This window comes from Saccharicrinis carchari (assembly GCF_900182605.1).
Classification (GTDB): domain Bacteria; phylum Bacteroidota; class Bacteroidia; order Bacteroidales; family Marinilabiliaceae; genus Saccharicrinis; species Saccharicrinis carchari.
This window is the reverse complement of sequence record NZ_FXTB01000001.1, coordinates 1-20,360: the sequence shown is the minus strand read 5'-3', so window position 1 is coordinate 20,360 and position 20,360 is coordinate 1. Positions and strand designations below refer to the sequence as shown.

Here is a 20,360-nt window from a genome sequence, read left to right as displayed (position 1 = left end):
CTATCAGGCCATACCCAAAATTAGCGAGTATTGAAATACAGTGAAATACAGTAAAGCATGTTGCATTATTAAAAACCATTGAGCTCCATGGTAACGGTAGGAATCAGCAATAAGAATCCAAGAACCATCAGAATCGTAATCAGGGGTGCTATCCACTTCACCCATTTTGTATAGGGAATTTTAGCCACACCCAGCACACCGATCAATACGGGCGAAGTAGGCGTAATCATATTGGTAAAACCATCTCCAAACTGAAAGGCCATTACGGTTGCCTGCCGCGACAGACCTATTAAATCGCTAAAGGGCGCCATAATGGGCATTGTTAGTGCTGCTTTGGCCGATCCGCTGGGAATAAAAATGTTAATCATCGTTTGAATGCCATACATAATACCTACCGAGGTTATATTACCTAAATCGCTCATGGATTGAGCCATGCCGTGTAAAATGGTATGTACAATCTTACCATCCTCCAAAATAACAATAATACCCCCGGCCAGTCCTACTACCAGTGCTGCCGACATAATATCTTTGGCGCCCTCCAAAAACAATTGGGTAATCTTATCCGCATCACGTCCAATGGCAGCACCCGACAACAGACCCATGGCAAAAAATAAGGCAGCAATCTCGGTAATGTACCAGGCATAGCCCATCACCCCAATAATCAGAAACAGAATGGTGAAACCCAGCAGGTTCAATATAAAGAAATGCACTTTTTTACGCAACGACAAGAAGCCTGCAATAACGAAAAATACAGCCATCGCGGGCATCACAGGCCAGGTTACCCCATCTCCCCCACCCATTTTTAAGGTGGTAAGCGGGTATTTAAAAGCAAACAGAATCAGCACCAGCGTTGTAAGCGCATACACCCACCAGGCGGCACGGGGCGTTGCGTCGTTTATACCCTCTATGTTGCTCGCTGTGCGCGATCGCCAGTATTCGTCTTCGGCATAAACAGGGGATTGCTTAGGGTGCTTTTTCACCTTTCGGGCGTACCAAAGGATGTAAGCAAAACCCACCACATTAATCACTAACCAGCACACCAAACGGTACTCAAAACCGGAGAATAAGGGCAAACCGGCCAATCCCTGAGCAATGCCAATGGTAAAAGGATTTAAAACGGCACCGGCAAACCCAAGGCCGGCCGCCACAAAAACTATACCCACACCGGTAATGCTGTCATAACCCATGGAGATTGCCAATGGTACCAGCACCACCATAAAAGCAATGGTTTCTTCACTCATACCAAACACGGCACCAAACACCGAGAACATCAACATGATAAGAATTAAAATAAGGTTATTGGCACCAACGAACCGTATAGCCCTGTAACGATCCAGCTTTTTAACAAAACCCAGAAAAGATAAAATCCCCACATCAATGGCTTTAGAGTCGTTCATAACCCAGAAAGCCCCACCTATCATCAGGATAAAAACAATGATGCCGGCTCCCTTTTCGAAACCATGCACCATGGCGGCAAATATCTCCCAGGTTTGGGGCTGGCTGTCGATGCTTTTAAACTGCACCTGTGTTTGTTCTACGCCATTTACGGTAATGGATTCCTGAACATACTCACCACCCGGAACAAACCAGGTAGCTACGGCGGCCATAACAATCAGGGAAAATACAATAACATAAGTATGGGGTACTTTTTTAAACATGCGACAGGGTGTTGGAGTATAAGTATTATTTTTAAGATGATGAACTTATCGGACAAAAATAGAATATAATTTTAAAGAACCATGACTTTCAATCCGTGTCCGTAATTAAAAGACTTTTATAAAAACAAGGTTATAAAATAAATTAATATTTTTGTCCCTCATGGACGTACTGACCAACGAGCTACTAGAGCTATTGAACAAAAAACAGGAGGCAGCTTTCGAAGTTGTTTTTAGCCTGTATTATCCTCGTTTGGTTTACTTTGCAAAGGAATATGTCCCCCACGAAGATGCCGAGGGACTTGTTCAGGATGCATTTATCGCCTTTTGGGAAAAGCATCCGTCCCTAACGAATAAATTTCAACTCCAAAGTTATTTGTACACCAGTGTAAAGAATAATTGTTTGATGCACCTCAGGCACCAAAAGGTAAAAAAACGTTATGACGAGATGGCTGCCCTCGAGATGCAAAACCTTTTACATCTTTCTGCCTTAAAGCAATTGGATACTTCCATTGTATCATTTCAGGAAATAGAATCCATCATTGAACGTACGATGGCCGACCTGCCGCCCCGCTGCCGCGAAATTTTCACCCTCAGCCGTTTTGAGAATAAAAAAAACCAGGAAGTAGCCAAGGCACTAAATATCTCGGTAAAAGCGGTTGAAGCACAAATTTCCAAGGCCTTGAAAGTACTGAAGATAGCTCTTAAAGATTTTTTACCCTTGCTTACCTATCTGTTTTTGAATAATTAAGACAGACAAAGTAAGTTCCTGTTTCATCTTTTAGATGTCAGTAGATAAATACATACATTTACCCTGAATATTTATAAATTAGGCAGTTATTATCCGTCCTGAAAGGACAACTTAATTCAGCCCAACGCAAAACGAAGTGACGCGTTGGGTTAAAATGCAATTTGAAATTTCGCCCTGTAAGGGCAGCTTAAACACTATGGACAGATTAAATATAAGCTGCCCCCCGCAATGCTGCGGGGCAGGCTATTCAGCGGCTATTTATTTTATATAAATCCAACCTTTGCCATTGGGCTGAATAAAATCAGGCTTTCAGCCTTACTAATTAGTAATGACAGCCAGCCTGTCAGCCAGCTTGCCTTTTGACAAACAGAGAATCTATTTAAATGGTTGATACAATCATCCCTTTCAATTCGTGAAAATTTGTGAAATTCGTGGATAACAAAAAACCACATCTATCTTTTTTCTACTTTTATTAAAAAAAATTAACATTCCACATAGGGTATTTCCAATTTGACGCATTATACCCGTAACAAAACGATCATGGATAAAGAAAAAATAATAGAAAAAATACTGAACGGAGAAAAGTTGACGGACTCGCCGGAGCTGTTGGCCTGGGTAGAACTTGCCGAAGAAAACAGGCAAGAATATATCCGATATACAAATTTACGCGCTTTGATGCAACGAGGAAAGGAAATGGATGACGAACAAATCCGGGATGGCATGCGCCGCGTGAAAGCTAAAACTAACAGAGCACACAGGTCGTTTTCTTTTAAACAAATCCTTAAATATGCAGCCATCATAATACTCGGTTTAATGGCCGGGTATTTTATCCATCCGCATACCCTCAACCAAAAAATTGCCATGACCGAAATTTCCGTACCAAAAGGTAATCGTACTTACCTTACCCTACCCGACGGAAGCAACGTATGGCTAACAAATGGTTCTAAATTAATTTACCCTGAACGATTCAACGGAAAAACAAGAGACGTGCAATTGATGGGCGAGGCATTTTTTACCGTGGCGCACAACGCAAAAAAACCTTTTATGGTAAACGTGGGGCAACACCGCATCCGGGTATTGGGCACCGAATTCTCTTTAGTAGCCTACCCCGACGACAATGAAATTCAAGTTGACCTGCTATCGGGGAAAGTAGAAATGGAAGTAAACCTTGGGGACGGAACTGACAATTATAAGTCGGCCGCACTGGAACCTTTGCATAGTTTGGTGCTGGATAAAACATCGCGTAAGCTAAGCCGATCCAAAATTCAGGATGATTTTTTAAACTACTGGCGCAAAGGGATGTATCAATTTCAAGATGAATCGTTCCTTAGCCTAACCAAGAAAATTAACCGCATATTCGGTGTTGAACTTATTTTTGAAGATGAGCTTTTAAAGAATCGCACTTTTACCGGAACATTTAATATCGACGACAACATCTACACCATGATGGAAGTTTTTAAACAAGCCTCCGGCGAAGCTTTTGATTACCGAGTGGATAGAAATAAAATCTATTTAAAATCTATAAAATAACCGCTGCCTATGTAACAAACCATAATTTAACAAAAAAAAACGGGAAATGCTACCAACATCTCCCGTCCGTAAAGGAAACATGGTCGTGTTTCCGTTTTAAAACCCAAATAATTAAAGAATTATTTCTACCTCCGGTAGCGATTACGTTTCACTAATAATTTTTTATCAAAAATTAAAGTTCAACTAAGTCGGGGTTAACCCGGACTCCATTCATATTTTCGAAAATTTATGAATAGTCCAGGTTAAAAATCAATAAAAAGCCCATTGGCTTCATTATCGAACATTAACAATGCAAACTTATGAAAAAAAACAGAACTGATGGAGGTTCCGGCAACCTTCATTTCACGAAACTTTTAAGAGTTATGAAAATTACATGGCTGCTTTTAACGATAGCCCTGGTGCAGGCTTCGGCCTCAACAAGCTATTCGCAATCAACAAAACTGACCCTGGACTTCCAGAATGTGATGCTTAAAGAGGTTTTTGAGGAAATTGAAAACACCTCAGAATTCCGGTTTTTTTACGACAGTAAAGAAATCGATCCCTCGGTGCATGTATCGGTCAACACCAAGGATTCGGATATTCATGTGATATTGGAGCAAATTTTAAACAGTTCCGATATAAGCTACGAAATTATTGACAGGTACATTGTGCTGAAAAAAGATAATCAAACAAGCAGTGCAGAGATAGCACTTGCCAATGTGCAGCAGCAAGGCAAAACCGTTACAGGTACCATTCGCGATGCCAACGGAGAGCCCATCCCTGGTGCTTCCATCGTGGTGAAAGGCACCACCACCGGCACTATCAGCGACATGGACGGGAATTTCACCCTGTCGGGTGTACCCGAAGATGCAACGCTGCAATTTTCATTTGTGGGGATGAACAGCGTTGAGGTGTCGGCAGCTGGACAAAGCACTTTTAACATTGTACTGCAAGAAGAAACAATGGGCCTTGACGAAGTTGTTGTTGTGGGCTATGGTGTACAGAAGAAGGTGAATGTTACCGGATCGGTTGCCACCGTAGATAGCAAGATGCTCGAAAACAGACCGATGAGTAGCGTTTCGGCCGGTTTATCAGGATTACTACCAGGGGTATATGTTAAGCAAACCAGCGGACTGCCAGGTGGTGACGGTGGTAGTATCCGAATTAGAGGAACAGGTACCTTAAACAACTCATCGCCCATGGTTATTGTGGATGGTGTAGAGTCGAGCATGAACGAAATATCCCCCGAGGATATTGGTTCCATTTCCGTATTGAAGGATGCCGCCTCGGCCGCCATTTACGGTTCAAAAGCCGCCAACGGTGTAATCCTCATTACTACAAAAAGCGGTAAAGTAGGTGTGCCACAGGTACGCTACTCCGGCGATTTTGGCTGGCAGGCTGCCACAGACTTGCCCGAATATCTGGGCTCTGCCGAATATGCCGAGATGTATAATGAGGCATTGCTTAACGACGGTAAAACAGAACGATTTACTCCCGAAGACATAGCACTTTTTAAAAATGGTACGGATCCCTACGGCCATCCCAACACCGATTGGTTGGATATGCTATATTCAGGCTCCGGGTTTCAAACATCACACAATGTTTCATTGGCAGGCGGTACTGAAAACACCACCTACCGCACCTCTGTAAACTATCAAAAGCAAGAGGGCATCATTGAACATACCGGCAAAGATCGATACAACGTACGAACCAACGTAACCAGCAGTCCGTACAGTTGGCTCACCTCAAACGTAAACCTTTCTTACACGCGTCAATCCGTATATGAGCCCAACAATGCTTATGTAGGTGGAGGCCTAGATCAGATTATCAGACAAGCCTATCGAATAGCACCTTGGATACCATACAAATACGAGGATGGCACTTATGGAACAATCTCCGATGGCAACCCAATGGCTTGGATTGACCAAGGAAAGCAGATCGATAAGATGCAGAACTTTTTTCTCGGTGTAGGTTCGCTAACCTTTACCGTTACCGAAGGATTGACCGTTAAAGGTACCGCATCCATCCGAACATATAAGGAGGACAAAAACTCTTTAAACAAAGAGATACAATATAATCCCTCAAAGTACCATGGCCCTACAAAAATGGAGCAGTTGTACACCAATACAGAAAGGATTACAGGCGATTTGGTAGCCAATTACACAAAGTCCTTCGGTGGCGGGCACAATATTGCTGCCATGGTCGGTTACCATGCCGAGTCGTATGATTATAAGCGTACAAAAGCCTACCGCGAGAACTTCCCCAGCACTTCCTTGGGTGATTTAAACGGTGGTGCTACTAAAGGTATGGTAGCTGAGGGATATACCCGCGAGCTAAATATGCTATCGTATTTTGGCCGTGTCAATTACGACCTGAACAGCAAGTACCTGTTTGAGGCCAACCTGCGTTACGATGCGTCATCACGTTTTCACGAGGACAACCGATGGGGCGCCTTTCCATCCTTCTCTGCCGGATGGAGACTCTCGGAAGAGAATTTTATGGCCGGTCTCCGAGAAACCGTAGACAACTTAAAAGTAAGGGTTTCGTGGGGAATGCTGGGTAATCAGGATGCCTTAAACGAATATTACCCTACCATACCCACCCTTTCGTTGGGAAAAGATTATCCTTTTAACAGCCAAATAAACTCAGGCGCTGCCATTGTAAACGCCAAAAACAAAGATTTGGTTTGGGAAAAAACAACTTCATGGGGTATCGGGCTTGACATTATGCTCAAATCAAAGATTAACCTTACTTTAGATTATTACGACCGCAGAACTGAAGATATTATTATGAAGGTTCCTTCGCCTGAAACATTTGCCTTGTCCGATTTTTATGACAATGTGGGTGAGATGTCAAATAAAGGATTTGAAGCTACATTCCAGTACAACGATAAATTTGGTGAGGTAGGGTTCAACTTTGGAGGCAACTTTGCTTTAAACACCAACGAGCTGATTTCGCTGGCCGGACAAAATCAAGTAATTGATGGCAGATACCTGCGTAGGATCGGTGAACCAGTAGATGTTTTTTACGGATACAAAACCAACGGACTATATCAATCGACACAGGACATAGCCGATTGGGCTGAGAACACCTTGTACGGAACTTCAAAAATTAAACCCGGCGACCTGAGATATGTGGATGTAACAGGTGACAAAAAAGTTACTAGTGACGATCGCACTATTTTGGGTAAATCTACACCTGATTTTATTTTTGGTTTTAACCTGGGTGCCAATTATAAGAATTTTGACATCATGGCCCTTTTCCAGGGAACTTTGGGAGGTTATGGCTATATGGACTTTGATGCCGTAGGCGCAGTTAGTGGCGATTCCAGCAAGCCATCGGCCTTGTGGAAAAACAGATGGACACCGAGCAACACCAATACCTCTGTACCCCGTGTTACAGCAAGTACATCCGGTGTAAGTATGCCGCAAAACTCAACTACTGAATACTGGCTCAGGAGTACCGACTTTTTACGACTAAAGAACTTGCAAATAGGATACAATATACCGAAAAGCGTACTTCAAAATGTGGGTATATCTAAGGTAAGGATTTATTACAGCGGCGACAACCTTTTAACTTTTACCAACTACTTAAAAGGGTTCGACCCTGAGGCACCCTCTGGTCGAGGAAGTGGATACCCCGTAGTGATGGTTAATTCCTTTGGCGTGAATGTTACATTTTAACAACAATAAATAAGATGAAACGAGCCATAAGCGCATTCTCTCACAAAGCAGATTACATTATTGGTGAGTTCCATCAAATGTCTATAAATGACAAATAAATTTAATGAGATGAAAATATATACATTTCTTTTTTTACTGGCTCTAACGGCCATGTCGTGCAGCGAGTCTTTTCTAGATGTCGCACCAAAAGATGCGCTCTCCCCTTCTACCTTTTGGAAGACAGAGCAAGATGTTCAATTAGCGCTTACCGGGTGTTATAACGGATTTGAGAGTGGTAGCGGTTTAATGTACCGCGAGTGTGGATCGGATAACGGTTACAATAACTTCCCCTGGGAAGGTTGGACCAATATTGGTAACGGAAGTGTTACGGCAGCCAATCCCGGTAGCAACTACTTTGGCTACTCTACTATTTATCGTTGCAACGAGTTTTTAACTAGTTTAGGCGAGGCCGATATACCGGGCATAGATTTAACGGTATATGAGGCACAGGCACGTTTTATCAGGGCCTATAAGTATTATCAAATGGTTGTAAACCATGGCGATGTGCCATTGATAACAGTAAACTTTGATCATCCGGATGAGGCTAAAATTCCGCGCGACCCAAAGGAAACGGTAATTAAATTCATTGAAGATGAGTTAACTACCATTATCGATATTCTTCCAGAGAGTTATCCACAGGAAGACTTTGGAAAAGCTACCAAGGGGGCAGCCCAAGCTTTACTTATGCGCATGAAGTTGTACTATGGCAAATATCAAGAAGCATTGACTGTAGCCAAAAGTATAGAGGGTTATGAACTTCATCCTGATTACATTACATTATTTAATCCGGATAACGAGCAAAACAAGGAGGTAATCATGTCAGTACAATATACGCCCGACCTTTATAGCTTAAACTACACACCTTTCCTCCCCAATGGAAGCGGTGGTTGGTCATCGGTGGTACCAACCCAACAATTGGTCGACAGCTACGAAATGGCCAACGGACTTACCATTGACGAAGCACTCGTAACAGGTGATTACGATCCGCAAAACCCATATAAAGATCGTGATCCGCGCTTGAGGGCCACCATTATATATCCCGGACAAATGTGGCAGGGTGAACCTTATCGTTCGGTTGAAAAGGATGATGTAAATCATTATCAAAAAGCCAACAACTCCTCTAAAACCGGTTATAATTTCCGCAAGTATCTCAACTATTTAAATGATGCACCCGATGCACAGTATTGGAATTCAGGTGCTGATATTTTTATCTTCCGCTATGCCGAGGTACTTCTCACCATTGCAGAGGCAAAAATTGAGCTTGGTCAGATAGATGATGAGTTATATAAGGCCTTGGACGATGTTAGAACAAGAGCCGGAATGCCTGCCGTTGATCGCGTAAAGTACAATACTGCCGATCAGTTACGCATGTTGCTCCAAAACGAGAGAAGGGTAGAGTTTGCCATGGAAGGATTACGACGAGACGACATCATCCGCTGGGAAATTGCACCTCAGGTAATGTCAGGCATCCATAAAGGAGTCAAAGAAGGTGTTGTGCTGGAATCTCAAATGGTTAACGGTGATCACAACGTATTGTTAGATCAGCCACAAATTACGGTCGAAACAAGAACCTTTGAAGCACCAAAAAACTATTTACTGCCTATTCCACAAAGTGCCATCGATAAAAATCCAAATTTACTCCCTAACAACACTGGGTTTTAACAATTAAATGTAATTATGTAACAGGTTGGGTTATGTCTACTTCATTAGTCATAACCCAATCTTTTTAACCAGCCATTTTTAAAATTTCAGATTAGTTTTAAAGACAAAATTAAAGAATCATTATAGATCAGGCTCTTTTGGTAAATCTATAGTTAGTTCTTTGTTGTTTGTAGCTATTAAGCCCCATGTAAAAACGCGCAGCACATTATCCAGAATATTCTAAGTGCCCGTTGAGCATCCTCCTTTTTCATTGTGGTTACTTTTTAAGTAGCATATTAAGTCTGTTTAAAATGTGAAAGAAGAACAGCTCTCAAATTTCCTGCTTGTGGCCGACAGGTAGCAAACATAAATTGGACAGAATATATACTATTTGTGTTACCTAAAACACTAAAAAGCAAAATCCAAACGATTGTCCGCTTAAATCAACGAGGGTATCATTAATATTTGAAAGTTAATAAACATAAGATAAACATATCAGCCATCATGACGAAACTTAAATTACTTCTATCTATAACTGTTGTAGCTTTTTTAAGTATTCAACAAATTCAAGCTCAATCAACACAATCTCCCAATTTTGTTTTAATTGTAGCCGACGACCTGGGTTATGCAGATTTGAGCATCAATGGCAGCGGGCAGATAGCCACCCCAAATATCGATCGCCTGGCGCGCGACGGCGTCAACTTTACCAATGGCTATGTTTCGGCACCTGTCTGCAGCCCTTCGCGTGCCGGATTGCTAACAGGTAAAAATCAAGTGAGCTTTGGTTACGACAATAATTTGGCCGGTAACCAACCGGGTTTCGATCCAGCATATCTCGGTCTGCCCATTACCCAACTTACCATTGCCGACAGACTTAAGGAACTAGGCTATGCAACCGGTTTGATAGGTAAATGGCATTTGGGCGACCAGCCTCAATTTCATCCTACTAAAAGGGGCTTCGACGAGTTTTGGGGATACACCGGTGGCGGGCATGATTATTTTAAGGCCGAACCAAATGGCAAAGGCTATCTGTCGCCCATCGAGTGCAACTACAAAACACCACAAACCATTACGTACCTTACCGACGACAAAGGGGATGAGTGCGTAGATTTTATCAAGAGGCATAAAGAGGAGCCTTTTTTTTTATTTGCTTCGTTTAATGCACCGCATACACCTATGCAAGCCACCAAAGCCGATTTGGAACTTTATCGGCACATAGCAAACGAACGAAGAAGAACCTATTGCGCCATGGTCCATAGGCTCGATGTAAACATAGGGCGCATCCTACAAACCCTGGAAGAGGAGAGTTTAAACGAAAATACTTTGATTGTTTTTATCAGCGACAACGGTGGTCCGGTGGATTCGAACGCTTCGATAAATGCCCCGCTTAACGGACAAAAAGGTACTCTGCTCGAAGGAGGCATCCATGTCCCTTTTATCATGAAGTGGAGCGATCACTTGCCGGCGGGTAAAACATATCACCATCCTGTGATATCTCTTGACTTTGCGGCCACCTTTTTACAAGCGGCGGGAGTCACCCCAAAGCATTCAGAAAAACTGGATGGCGTAAACCTGATACCTTATATTTGCGGTATAAAAAAAACAAAACCACACGAATCGTTTAATTGGCGTTTTACTATAAGTGCGGCCATTCGCGAGGGTGACTGGAAATTGATACGGCTGCCCGACCGCCTGCCCATGCTCTACAATTTATCCAAGGATATTTCAGAACAGAACAATGTGGCTCTTCAGCATTTGGAGCGAACAAAATCCATGCTTAAAAAGCTGGGCGATTGGGATATACATCAGCCTCATCCCCTATTTTTGGAAGGGGCCGTATGGAAAATCCGACAATTGGAATTGTACGACCTCACCTATCCATTGGAACAACCTAAATAAATTAATATTTCTGCCTCTCATTAATTCACTGACCAGCTATTTTACAGAGAGTTACAGAGTATAATACAAGCCCAACCTGAGGGATTAAAATTCAATTTGAATTATTATTTGAACCCTTTGTTTATATTTAACCACAACAGGACGTAAAAAATGATGGTTTTTTTATTCGATCGCAAATAATATCTTATAATTAGCAATATATTTTTGATTTATGATCTATCTGATAAAGTTTTATGGCTGTTTAATATTGATGGGGCTTAGCCTGAGCTGCACCTCATCTATAGAAACCGAAAAGCCAAATGTTGTTATTATCTATACCGATGATCTCGGGATAGGCGATGTAAGCTCCTATCAAATGGGGCAGTTGAAAACACCGGGAATAGATAGGCTTGCGGACGAGGGTATCCGCTTTGATAATGCCTATGCCACCTCTGCCACTTGCACACCCAGCAGGTACAGCCTTCTTACGGGCGAGTACCCGTGGAGGAATAAGCGTGCAGCCGTACTACAGGGAAATGCTGCCCTGTTAATAGATCCATCCGCACCCACCCTACCCAAGCTTTTTAAGGAAAATGGCTATTCCACCGGTGTAGTGGGCAAATGGCACCTCGGACTTGGCGATGGAAATATTAACTGGAACACGCATATTGACCTGGGACCCAATAAGGTTGGCTTTGATTACTCCTATATAATGGCGGCCACCAACGACCGTGTACCAACCGTTTATGTGCAGAACGGGGATGTCGTTGACCTGGACAAGAACGATCCGATTATGGTTGACTACAGGCAGAACTTTGAAGGGGAACCTACCGGCAAAGAGAACCCTGAGCTGCTAAAAGTTCACCCAAGCCATGGCCATAATATGAGCATTACAAACGGCATCTCGCGTATTGGATTTATGAAAGGCGGGCAATCGGCTTTATGGGTAGATGAAGATATGGCAGATACCTTTCTGGTAAGGGCAAAGCAGTTTGTAAAGAAACATAAAGACAAGCCCTTTTTCTTGTATTATGCTTTACACCAACCGCATGTACCCCGTGTGCCACATCCACGATTTGCGGGCAAATCAGGTATGGGACCCCGAGGTGATGTGATACTGGAAGCCGATTGGTGTGTAGATGAATTTCTAAAAACACTGGATGAACTGGGCCTATCCGAAAACACCATCGTAATCTTCTCCAGCGACAACGGTCCCGTGCTGGATGATGGCTATCACGATCAATCGCCCGAATTAGTGGGTACACATACGCCCTGGGGCAATCTTAGAGGGGGTAAATACAGCCTTTATGATGCCGGCACTCACGTCCCGTTCATGCTACGGTGGCAAGGTAAAATAAAGCCGGGCGTATCAGATGCTTTGATTTCTCAAATCGACCTGTATGCTTCATTTGCAACTCTGTTTAAAACAGAAAACAAGCGACCCGACAGTCAAGACCTGTTAAATGTACTTATGGGAAAATCCGTGAAAGGAAGAGACCATCATATCACGGAAGGTTTACAAGGACGTTTGGCATTCCGTGAGGGAGACTGGGTATTGATACCGCCACACAAAGGTGGTAAAAAAATTAGCTGGGGAGTAGATATGGAAACCGGTTTTTCATTACGGCCCCAGTTGTATAACCTGAAAGATGATCCCGGCCAAAAAATGAACTTAGCAGAAGACTATCCGGAAAAAACAGAGCAGATGATGAAAATATTTGAGGGTATCAAATCCGAAAATTAAGACTCATAAAATACTTTTGAGGTAAGTTTAAATCACGGCAATATTTTAGAGGGTGTAGTTACCTAAATTACACCCTTTCTTTTTTTCTTATCAATGATTAGCATATAACCATATGGGATAAGATCGCATAGGGTTGAGCAAGCCTTTTGTAATGCTTAGGAAGAGATCGTTCTGCAAAACTGAGAATGGCCATTCACCTAAACTCACACTAGAATACTGCAATTATGGTTTTGCAATTTTATGGCAATCTCCTAACCTCCTTAGCATACCCATCCAACTATAATGATATTTTGCTTGCTTATAACGCCCAATAACTATCAAGTGAACAAAGTTTTACATCCTGTAATCAAATCAGTTTATAGGCGGTCTATTTCCAATTCAGTAATACCTCTTTACAAGAGTTTAACCCGCATTATTCATCACATTGCACCGAGATGAATGCAAATGCGGGTTACCCCGACATAGCTGAACCCATTTTTGGCGCACAAAAATGGAGGTGAAACTTAGTCGCTGTTGGAGACAGAGAAAATTCAAAAAATTTTCTGGGTTAACTTTCCCGAGGGCAAGCTCGGGACTACCTGTCCCGAAAAATAGCGGGAGGCTAGCTAAGTGGGGGTAAACATCAAATTTATTCGTATTTTCAACCATTTATAAATAGTTCAGGCAAATTTGAATAACAATATGAAAATGAACAAAGTAACGAATCCAAAAACATTATTAATTGTATTAAGCATATTCATTGTGGCAAGCTGCACACAGCGGGCTGATAAAAAAGATTGCACCCTCAACTACGAAGAAGCGGAATTGCCGGTTACCATAACCACGAATTGGGCAGCAGTTCCCGCCGGGCTGCAAGCCGCTGTTGGAAGCATTGATGCGCGCTACGTAAAACACGAAGTCCCTGAAACAGCGAGCACTTCTGAGTGGAGTGGCACGGCCTGGAAAGGAGAACGGGTCTCAGGCCAACTTATTCTTTGGAGTAAGGACAGCGTGCCGAACGTAGAACTCAAGCTCTCGAACTTTCGTTCCGGGAATAATGAAACGATCAAGGCCAACAACATGCAGGTACGATTTGTTCGATATGTTATTACCGATGAATTCGGCCAGGGTTGCGGAGAACGAAAGCCGGAAGACTACGCCCAATCCTTAAGCGCAGATGTACTGGACAACCTCGATTGCATGAATTTGCAACCAAAAACAGCACGTCCGGTATGGGTTAGCATTGATGTGCCGATGGATGCTTCTCCCGGAGATTATGATGCTACTTTAGAAATATTAACGGATGGTAAAACGGCAAGGGAACTCAATTTATCGCTTACCGTACTCAATCGAACCTTGCCCCCTGCCTCGGAATGGGCTTTTCATCTGGACCTATGGCAAAACCCTTACGCCGTTGCGCGTAGCCAAAATGTTGAACCATGGTCCGACAAACATTGGGCAGCATTAGAAAAACCCATGCAAATGTTGGCCAATGCCGGACAGAAAGTGATTACCACCACCTTAAACAAACGCCCCTGGAATGGTCAAACCGAGGATCCCTTCGATACGATGATTGAATGGAGAAAGAAGACGGATGGCACGTGGGAATTCGATTATACCGTGTTCGATAACTGGGTGGAGTTTATGATGGCTTTGGGGATTACCAAACAAATAAACTGCTATTCAATGGTACCCTGGGGAAATATTTTATTTTATTTTGACGAGAAGACGAATCAGGAAATTAAAGTTTCTGCCGATCCAGGAACAAAGGCGTACGAAGCCTTATGGAAACCCTTTCTTACCGATTTTATAGCGCACCTAAAAACCAAAGGTTGGGAAAACAAAACCCTCATTGCCATGGACGAACGTTCGCCCAAGGAGATGAAGGCCATGTTGAAGCTGCTCAATGAAACAGCACCCTCCTTAAAAGTAGCACTGGCCGACAACCATAAAAGCTACAAGTTATACCCTGATCAATTGGTTGATTTATGCGTGGCCCATGGCGTTACCGTAGATGAAAAAGACAGGGCCTACCGTGCCAGAAAAAATTACGTGACCACCTGGTATGTAAGTTGTGCCCATCAATTCCCTAATGTATTTACTTTTTCGCAACCTGTTGAAGCCGCGTTTATCGGTTGGTACACCAGGGCGGCGGGTTTTGATGGATTTTTACGCTGGGCCTACAACAGTTATGTGAAAGATGCGCCCATCGATTCCCGTTTCAGAACCTGGCCGGCCGGAGATACCCACATTGTTTATCCCAACGGACGGAGTTCCATCCGCTTCGAACGCCTGATAGAAGGCATTCAAGACGCTGAAAAAATAAGGATAATCAAAACTAACCTTGCGCAAGACAACTCAGCGGAAGCCAAAGAAAAGCTGGAAGCGTTCAATCAAATGCTTGCCAAATTCAATCTGTTTAAAGACCCTGGCAATATGGAAGAATTGCTTGCAGATGGAAAGCGCTTTTTGAACAATCCGGAGCTCTTTAGCTATTAGTGTTGATAATAAAAAGCAACATTTCTCTTTTCAAAACCCTCCCTGCACAAGGAACACAAGCAACTTACTTCAGGTAGAACGTGAACTGTCCGGTGAGGGTTAATCCCCCTTTAGAGCCTGTCCCGTAGTATTTTTGGAGCTTAGGGGTAATCACGATTGAGAATGTATCTAATACAAAGCTATCTTAGAAGTATTAATCAGTTGATATAATCGCTACTCTCGAAAAACAAAAAGTACTAATATGAAACATTTTTTTTCTTCAATCGCCCTTTTATTCTTGTGCTCATTATCCCTTTTAAGTGCACAGGAAACAGATACGAAGTACCATCTTATTGCACATAGAGGTGGTATTGTTGATACTAAAACTCCTGAAAATAGTAAAGAAGCATTGCTACGAGCCATAGAAAATAACTATTGGATGGTCGAGGTAGATATGAGGTTAACCAAAGACGGGGTGCTCATTACACATCACGACAAAAACTTACAGAAGTATTTTAATGTTGATAAAAATGTAGCCGACATGACCTGGGATGAAATAGCTTTACTTAAGTCTGACAGAGGAACATCCATACAAAAACTAGAGGATGTTTTTCACCTATGTCAAAGAACAGGCATGAACATAATGATTGATAATAAGATTAAAGGCTACGACAAAGCTGTTTGCGAAAAAATAATTGACTTACTTGACACCTATAATTTGAGAGAAAATGCCTTAATGATTGGCACATCAGCTACTACAGATTTTTTTACAGGAAAAGTACGATTAAGCTGTACCAGAGAACAGCTTGAAACCAATATGCAAGGTAAAGATTACGATCCTGACAATTATTACTACTTCGGAAATCCATCGGCCCAGGATGCAAGATGGGCAAAAGATAATGGAATTATGATTGTCGGGGTTATTAATGAATGGGCAATTCCAAAAGATAAAGAAGAAACAGTGGTTAAAGAAATTGTGCAACAATTAAAAACACTGAATATAAACCATGTGCAACTTGATTCAAAATATGATATGTATTTTAAAGAATAGATCTGTACCAATTAATAACGATCTATTCGAGCCACAAAAGCTAAATTAAGCCCCTCAAATGATATTCAATGCTCCAAAAATGGTGCAATAGTATTGAGTAATGGGTTTTATCCCTACACACTGTATTATTTTTACATTACGAAGAAGAGTATTTATATTGGGCATCGATAGTTCATAAAAAGAGTTTTTATCTTCACACCCTCACTTTTTAAATTAATAATCATTAAAAATAATTGTTATGAAAAATATTTCTTTACTTCTATTATCCTTTCTCGCTATGGCGTGCTGTAACATAAACAAACAAGTTGATTCATCTGTACAATTAAATGTAATGACTTTTAATGTCAGGTATGATAACCCGGGAGATAGCTTGAATAATTGGCAAAATAGAAAAGAGCGTGTTGCCAATTCAATTTTGTTCTACGATGCGGATATACTTGGCACACAAGAAGTATTGCACAATCAAATGAAAGATTTAAAACGATTATTACCTGGTTATGAATCCGTTGGCGTAGGTCGTGAAGATGGCAAAGAAAAGGGAGAATACAGTGCTCTTTTTTATAAAAAAGAACGCTTTTCTGTTCTCGACTCCGGTTATTTCTGGTTGAGCGAAACACCCGAAGTTGCCGGTTCCAGAGGTTGGGACGGAGCATGTGAAAGAATTGCTTCGTGGGCGAAATTGAAAGATAAAGCGTCAGGAAATACACTTATAGCCTTAAACACGCACTTAGATCATGTTGGAGTAACTGCCCGTAGAGAGGGTGTAAAGTTAATACTCGACAGACTTGCTGAACTTTCAAACGACTTACCCATTATTCTTATGGGCGATTTTAATGCCAAGCCCGAATCGGATGTTATCAATCAAATAACAGATAAATCTAATGCTAACCATTTAATCGATTCCCGCGCGGTTTCACCCATAGTATATGGTCCTTCATGGACTTTCCATAATTTCGGAAGAATCCCTTACGAAAAGCGCCCTCTGATAGATTATATTTTTGTGAGTAAGGATGTTGAAGTATTAAAACATGGTATTTTGGCAGAAACCGAAAATAAGCAATTCTTATCAGACCATACCCCCATATTGGTACGTATTCAGTTACAGTAGGATTTATTCAATACTAACAATAGAAAAAAATAAAAACATCACAAGAGCATCCTCACTTATTGGCAGCAACATTATGAAAAAATATTTTTTTAGTATTCTTTGTATAACATTGGTTTTTATTTCTTGTTCCACTAGTAATGGGAATAAAAATCTGAAAAAAACATACAGCCTTATTCCTTTACCAAATGAAATAAGAACCAATTCAGGCCATTTGATATTACAAGATAAAGTAAATGTATCCTTGCCATCGGAACTGCCATTATCAACTCTTTTCAATTACTTTAAGGAGGTGCTAAAAAACACTTCTATCCAAGTAGAAAAGGCTTCAGAAAACCAGCAGTCCGCCATAAGTTTTATAGTAGATAACACCTTACCGGATGAAGCATATGCTTTAAACATAAGTGCCGAGAAAATCGAAATTAAGTCAAATAGCACAGCGGCAGGTTTTTTCTATGGTATCCAAACACTGATACAATTAATGCCTGCCGAGATACACGATACCTCCCAAAAGGGTATTTCAAAAATTGAGTTGCCCATAGCCAGCATTAAGGATGCACCACGTTTTCCTTACCGGGGTGCTATGATGGACGTTGCCCGAAACTTTTTACCTAAAGAAACGGTGCTCAAGTTTATTGATATGATGGCTGTGTATAAGCTCAATCGCTTACATATGCACCTAACGGATGATCAAGGATGGCGTATAGAGATAAAGAAGTATCCCAAACTAACCGAAATAGGTTCGTATCGCAGTCAAACCCAGGTTGGCCATTCAGACTATTACTGGCCTCGACGGTACGACGGTATAGAGCACAGAGGTTTCTATACCCAGGAAGATATAAAAGAGATTATTCAATATGCATCCGATCGCTTTATAACGGTAATCCCGGAGATAGAAATGCCCGGGCATACCTCTGCTTCTCTAGCTGCATACCCCCAGCTCTCCTGTGGCTTGGGTAAAGAGTATGTTGTTCGCGACTATTTCGATATATTCGATGAAGTGTATTGCCCTAAAGAAAACACATTTGCTTTTCTTGAGGATGTGTTAACAGAAGTCATTGACCTGTTCCCGAGTCATTATATACACATCGGTGGTGATGAATGCCCAAAAAAAGCATGGAAGAAATGTGCCCATTGTCAGGCTTTGATTAAAAAAGAAGGCCTGAAAGATGAAGATGAATTACAAAGCTGGTTTATCCACAGAATTGAAGAGTTTGTGAATAGCAAAGGGCGCGACATCATCGGTTGGGATGAAATACTGGAGGGCGGTCTGGCTCCAAATGCCTCTGTTATGTCCTGGAGAGGAGAGGAAGGTGGAATTATTGCAGCAAAACAGAAGCACAATGTAATTATGACGCCCGGAGATGAGTGTTATTTTGATCATTATCAGGAAGATCCTGAATTTGCTCCATTAGCAATGAGTGGTTTCCTGCCATTAGATAGCGTATATGCCTACAATCCACTTCCTGCTGAACTCACTGCGGAGGAACAATCCTACATCATCGGAACGCAAGCCAATATTTGGGGCGAATATATTCAAACGACCGACTATTTTGAATATATGACATTCCCGAGATTACTGGCTATGGCCGAGGTACAATGGACACAACCCGGAAATAAAGATTTTAATGATTTTACCCATAGATTAGCTAAAGATTTTAAGCGCTTGGATTATCATGGTATAAACGCCTCGCGCAACTTTTACGATGTAAACATCACGGGAGCATGGAATAGCACGAAGAACAGCTTCGAGGTGAGCTTAAAAACATTCAGCCCCGACACAAGAATATTCTATGCCATAAACGACGCTATTGTTACAACTTCCTCTTCGCTCTACAACGAGCCTATCCGTTTAAACGAGGATGCTACTGTTTATGCAGCCGTTTATAAAGATGGCGTAGCTCAAGGGAAAACAACACAAAAGAGCTTCGCCGTGAATAAAGCAACAGGATGTTCATATATTAGTACACCCCACCCTGTGTCAGAAAATGTGAACAAGGGCTTTGGTTTAACCGACGGGATTCGCGGATACGCCAAGAATGTGCGTCGTTGGGTTCATTATCGTCAGGATACCATACAAATTGACCTGGCATTAAGCAGGCCGCAGACAATTAGCAATGTCGCAAGTTCTTTTGTATGGAGACCGGTAAACTACACATGGCCAGCACGCAAGCTTACTGTCTTTTCGTCGCTAGATGGAAAAACCTATACAAAAAGAGCGGCTAAGGAGTTAAAGTATGATTTCTCGCCAACTGAGGGAACCCGTTTCCCGGTGTCCATATCATTCCCCACGAGTGAAGCTAAATATGTTCGATTGGAAATTTTAAGTTGGGGGGTAATACCCGACGGATACTACAGGGCAGGCGAACAGAGTAAAACAGCCTTGGATGAAATAGAAATACATTAAAAATCTATCCCTGCCGGCCGTCTGGCAGGGATATCTCCCCAAATAGAGAGTTTAGAAAACACACTTATAGCGCTTTGAATGTAGCTGGGAAAGGTAGGAATTGTTTTAGAGCATACATCTACCCCCAACCTCCTGCAATGCTGCTGCGCAAAATTTTCTAACGGGGGGGGCTGATTTACTGCGGAGAATTTTTACTTATCCAGCAAATACCACACGCAAGGGATTCCCCGCCTTTTAAAGGCGGGGTGGATGCTATGAGGTACGAAAAAGCAGACGCCGTGGTTGGAAGACTTGCCCCTAAAAACAACTCACATCTGAAAGTAAATTACGTACCAATCCCCATCCCTCGTTGAGTGTTGACAATGTTTTGAATTAACACAATGCAATACTTAAACAACACACGGGACGAATATTAGCCTTATGCCCATATTCGCCCCGTG

The 20,360-nt window shown here is 42.0% G+C and carries 11 protein-coding genes; 10 read left to right on the top strand and 1 reads right to left on the bottom strand.

Translation table 11 applies throughout. From position 1 onward, the window contains the following. Positions 1-68: 68 nt before the first annotated feature. A complete protein-coding gene (locus tag FN809_RS00055; RefSeq protein WP_142531440.1) occupies positions 69-1,658 on the bottom strand; it encodes a YfcC family protein in 1,590 nt (529 codons plus the stop codon). 160 nt (positions 1,659-1,818) lie between these two features. On the opposite strand from FN809_RS00055, the gene FN809_RS00050 reads away from it, so the two are divergent. The 10 genes from FN809_RS00050 (at position 1,819) to FN809_RS00005 (ending at position 19,920) form a co-directional block, all read left to right on the top strand. Continuing rightward, positions 1,819-2,406: an RNA polymerase sigma-70 factor gene (locus FN809_RS00050; RefSeq protein ID WP_142531439.1), complete on the top strand. Its 588-nt coding sequence runs from the start codon at positions 1,819-1,821 to the stop codon at positions 2,404-2,406. Positions 2,407-2,946: 540 nt separating this feature from the next. After that, complete coding sequence (locus FN809_RS00045) at positions 2,947-3,936, top strand: FecR family protein (RefSeq protein WP_142531438.1); 990 nt, start codon at positions 2,947-2,949, stop codon at positions 3,934-3,936. A 299-nt stretch (positions 3,937-4,235) separates the two neighbouring features. Further along, a complete protein-coding gene (locus FN809_RS00040) occupies positions 4,236-7,598 on the top strand; it encodes a TonB-dependent receptor (RefSeq protein WP_142531437.1) in 3,363 nt (1,120 codons plus the stop codon). A 108-nt stretch (positions 7,599-7,706) separates the two neighbouring features. Then, entirely contained in the window at positions 7,707-9,299 is a 1,593-nt protein-coding gene (locus FN809_RS00035; protein WP_185957381.1) for a RagB/SusD family nutrient uptake outer membrane protein, read from the top strand. 483 nt (positions 9,300-9,782) lie between these two features. After that, positions 9,783-11,177: a sulfatase gene (locus tag FN809_RS00030; RefSeq protein WP_142531435.1), complete on the top strand. Its 1,395-nt coding sequence runs from the start codon at positions 9,783-9,785 to the stop codon at positions 11,175-11,177. A gap of 211 nt (positions 11,178-11,388) precedes the next feature. Further along, positions 11,389-12,900, top strand: coding sequence for a sulfatase family protein (locus FN809_RS00025; protein ID WP_142531434.1), 1,512 nt, complete (start codon positions 11,389-11,391; stop codon positions 12,898-12,900). A 687-nt stretch (positions 12,901-13,587) separates the two neighbouring features. Beyond that, complete coding sequence (locus tag FN809_RS00020) at positions 13,588-15,378, top strand: DUF4091 domain-containing protein (protein ID WP_185957380.1); 1,791 nt, start codon at positions 13,588-13,590, stop codon at positions 15,376-15,378. 241 nt (positions 15,379-15,619) lie between these two features. After that, positions 15,620-16,408, top strand: coding sequence for a glycerophosphodiester phosphodiesterase (locus FN809_RS00015; RefSeq protein WP_142531432.1), 789 nt, complete (start codon positions 15,620-15,622; stop codon positions 16,406-16,408). A gap of 331 nt (positions 16,409-16,739) precedes the next feature. Then, complete coding sequence (locus tag FN809_RS00010) at positions 16,740-17,516, top strand: endonuclease/exonuclease/phosphatase family protein (RefSeq protein WP_221929319.1); 777 nt, start codon at positions 16,740-16,742, stop codon at positions 17,514-17,516. After that, positions 17,437-19,920: a glycoside hydrolase family 20 protein gene (locus FN809_RS00005; RefSeq protein WP_317131251.1), complete on the top strand. Its 2,484-nt coding sequence runs from the start codon at positions 17,437-17,439 to the stop codon at positions 19,918-19,920. Before FN809_RS00010 ends, FN809_RS00005 begins: the two co-directional genes overlap by 80 nt. The last annotated feature ends 440 nt before the right edge of the window (positions 19,921-20,360 follow it).

Excerpts from the sequence above, each read along its gene's own strand:
- FN809_RS00055 (WP_142531440.1), bottom strand. The coding sequence starts at position 1,658 with ATGTTTAAAAAAGTACCCCATACTTATGTTATTGTATTTTCCCTGATT.
- FN809_RS00050 (WP_142531439.1), top strand. The coding sequence starts at position 1,819 with ATGGACGTACTGACCAACGAGCTACTAGAGCTATTGAACAAAAAACAG.
- FN809_RS00045 (WP_142531438.1), top strand. The coding sequence starts at position 2,947 with ATGGATAAAGAAAAAATAATAGAAAAAATACTGAACGGAGAAAAGTTG.
- FN809_RS00040 (WP_142531437.1), top strand. The coding sequence starts at position 4,236 with ATGAAAAAAAACAGAACTGATGGAGGTTCCGGCAACCTTCATTTCACG.
- FN809_RS00035 (WP_185957381.1), top strand. The coding sequence starts at position 7,707 with ATGAAAATATATACATTTCTTTTTTTACTGGCTCTAACGGCCATGTCG.
- FN809_RS00030 (WP_142531435.1), top strand. The coding sequence starts at position 9,783 with ATGACGAAACTTAAATTACTTCTATCTATAACTGTTGTAGCTTTTTTA.
- FN809_RS00025 (WP_142531434.1), top strand. The coding sequence starts at position 11,389 with ATGATCTATCTGATAAAGTTTTATGGCTGTTTAATATTGATGGGGCTT.
- FN809_RS00020 (WP_185957380.1), top strand. The coding sequence starts at position 13,588 with ATGAACAAAGTAACGAATCCAAAAACATTATTAATTGTATTAAGCATA.
- FN809_RS00015 (WP_142531432.1), top strand. The coding sequence starts at position 15,620 with ATGAAACATTTTTTTTCTTCAATCGCCCTTTTATTCTTGTGCTCATTA.
- FN809_RS00010 (WP_221929319.1), top strand. The coding sequence starts at position 16,740 with ATGACTTTTAATGTCAGGTATGATAACCCGGGAGATAGCTTGAATAAT.
- FN809_RS00005 (WP_317131251.1), top strand. The coding sequence starts at position 17,437 with ATGGTATTTTGGCAGAAACCGAAAATAAGCAATTCTTATCAGACCATA.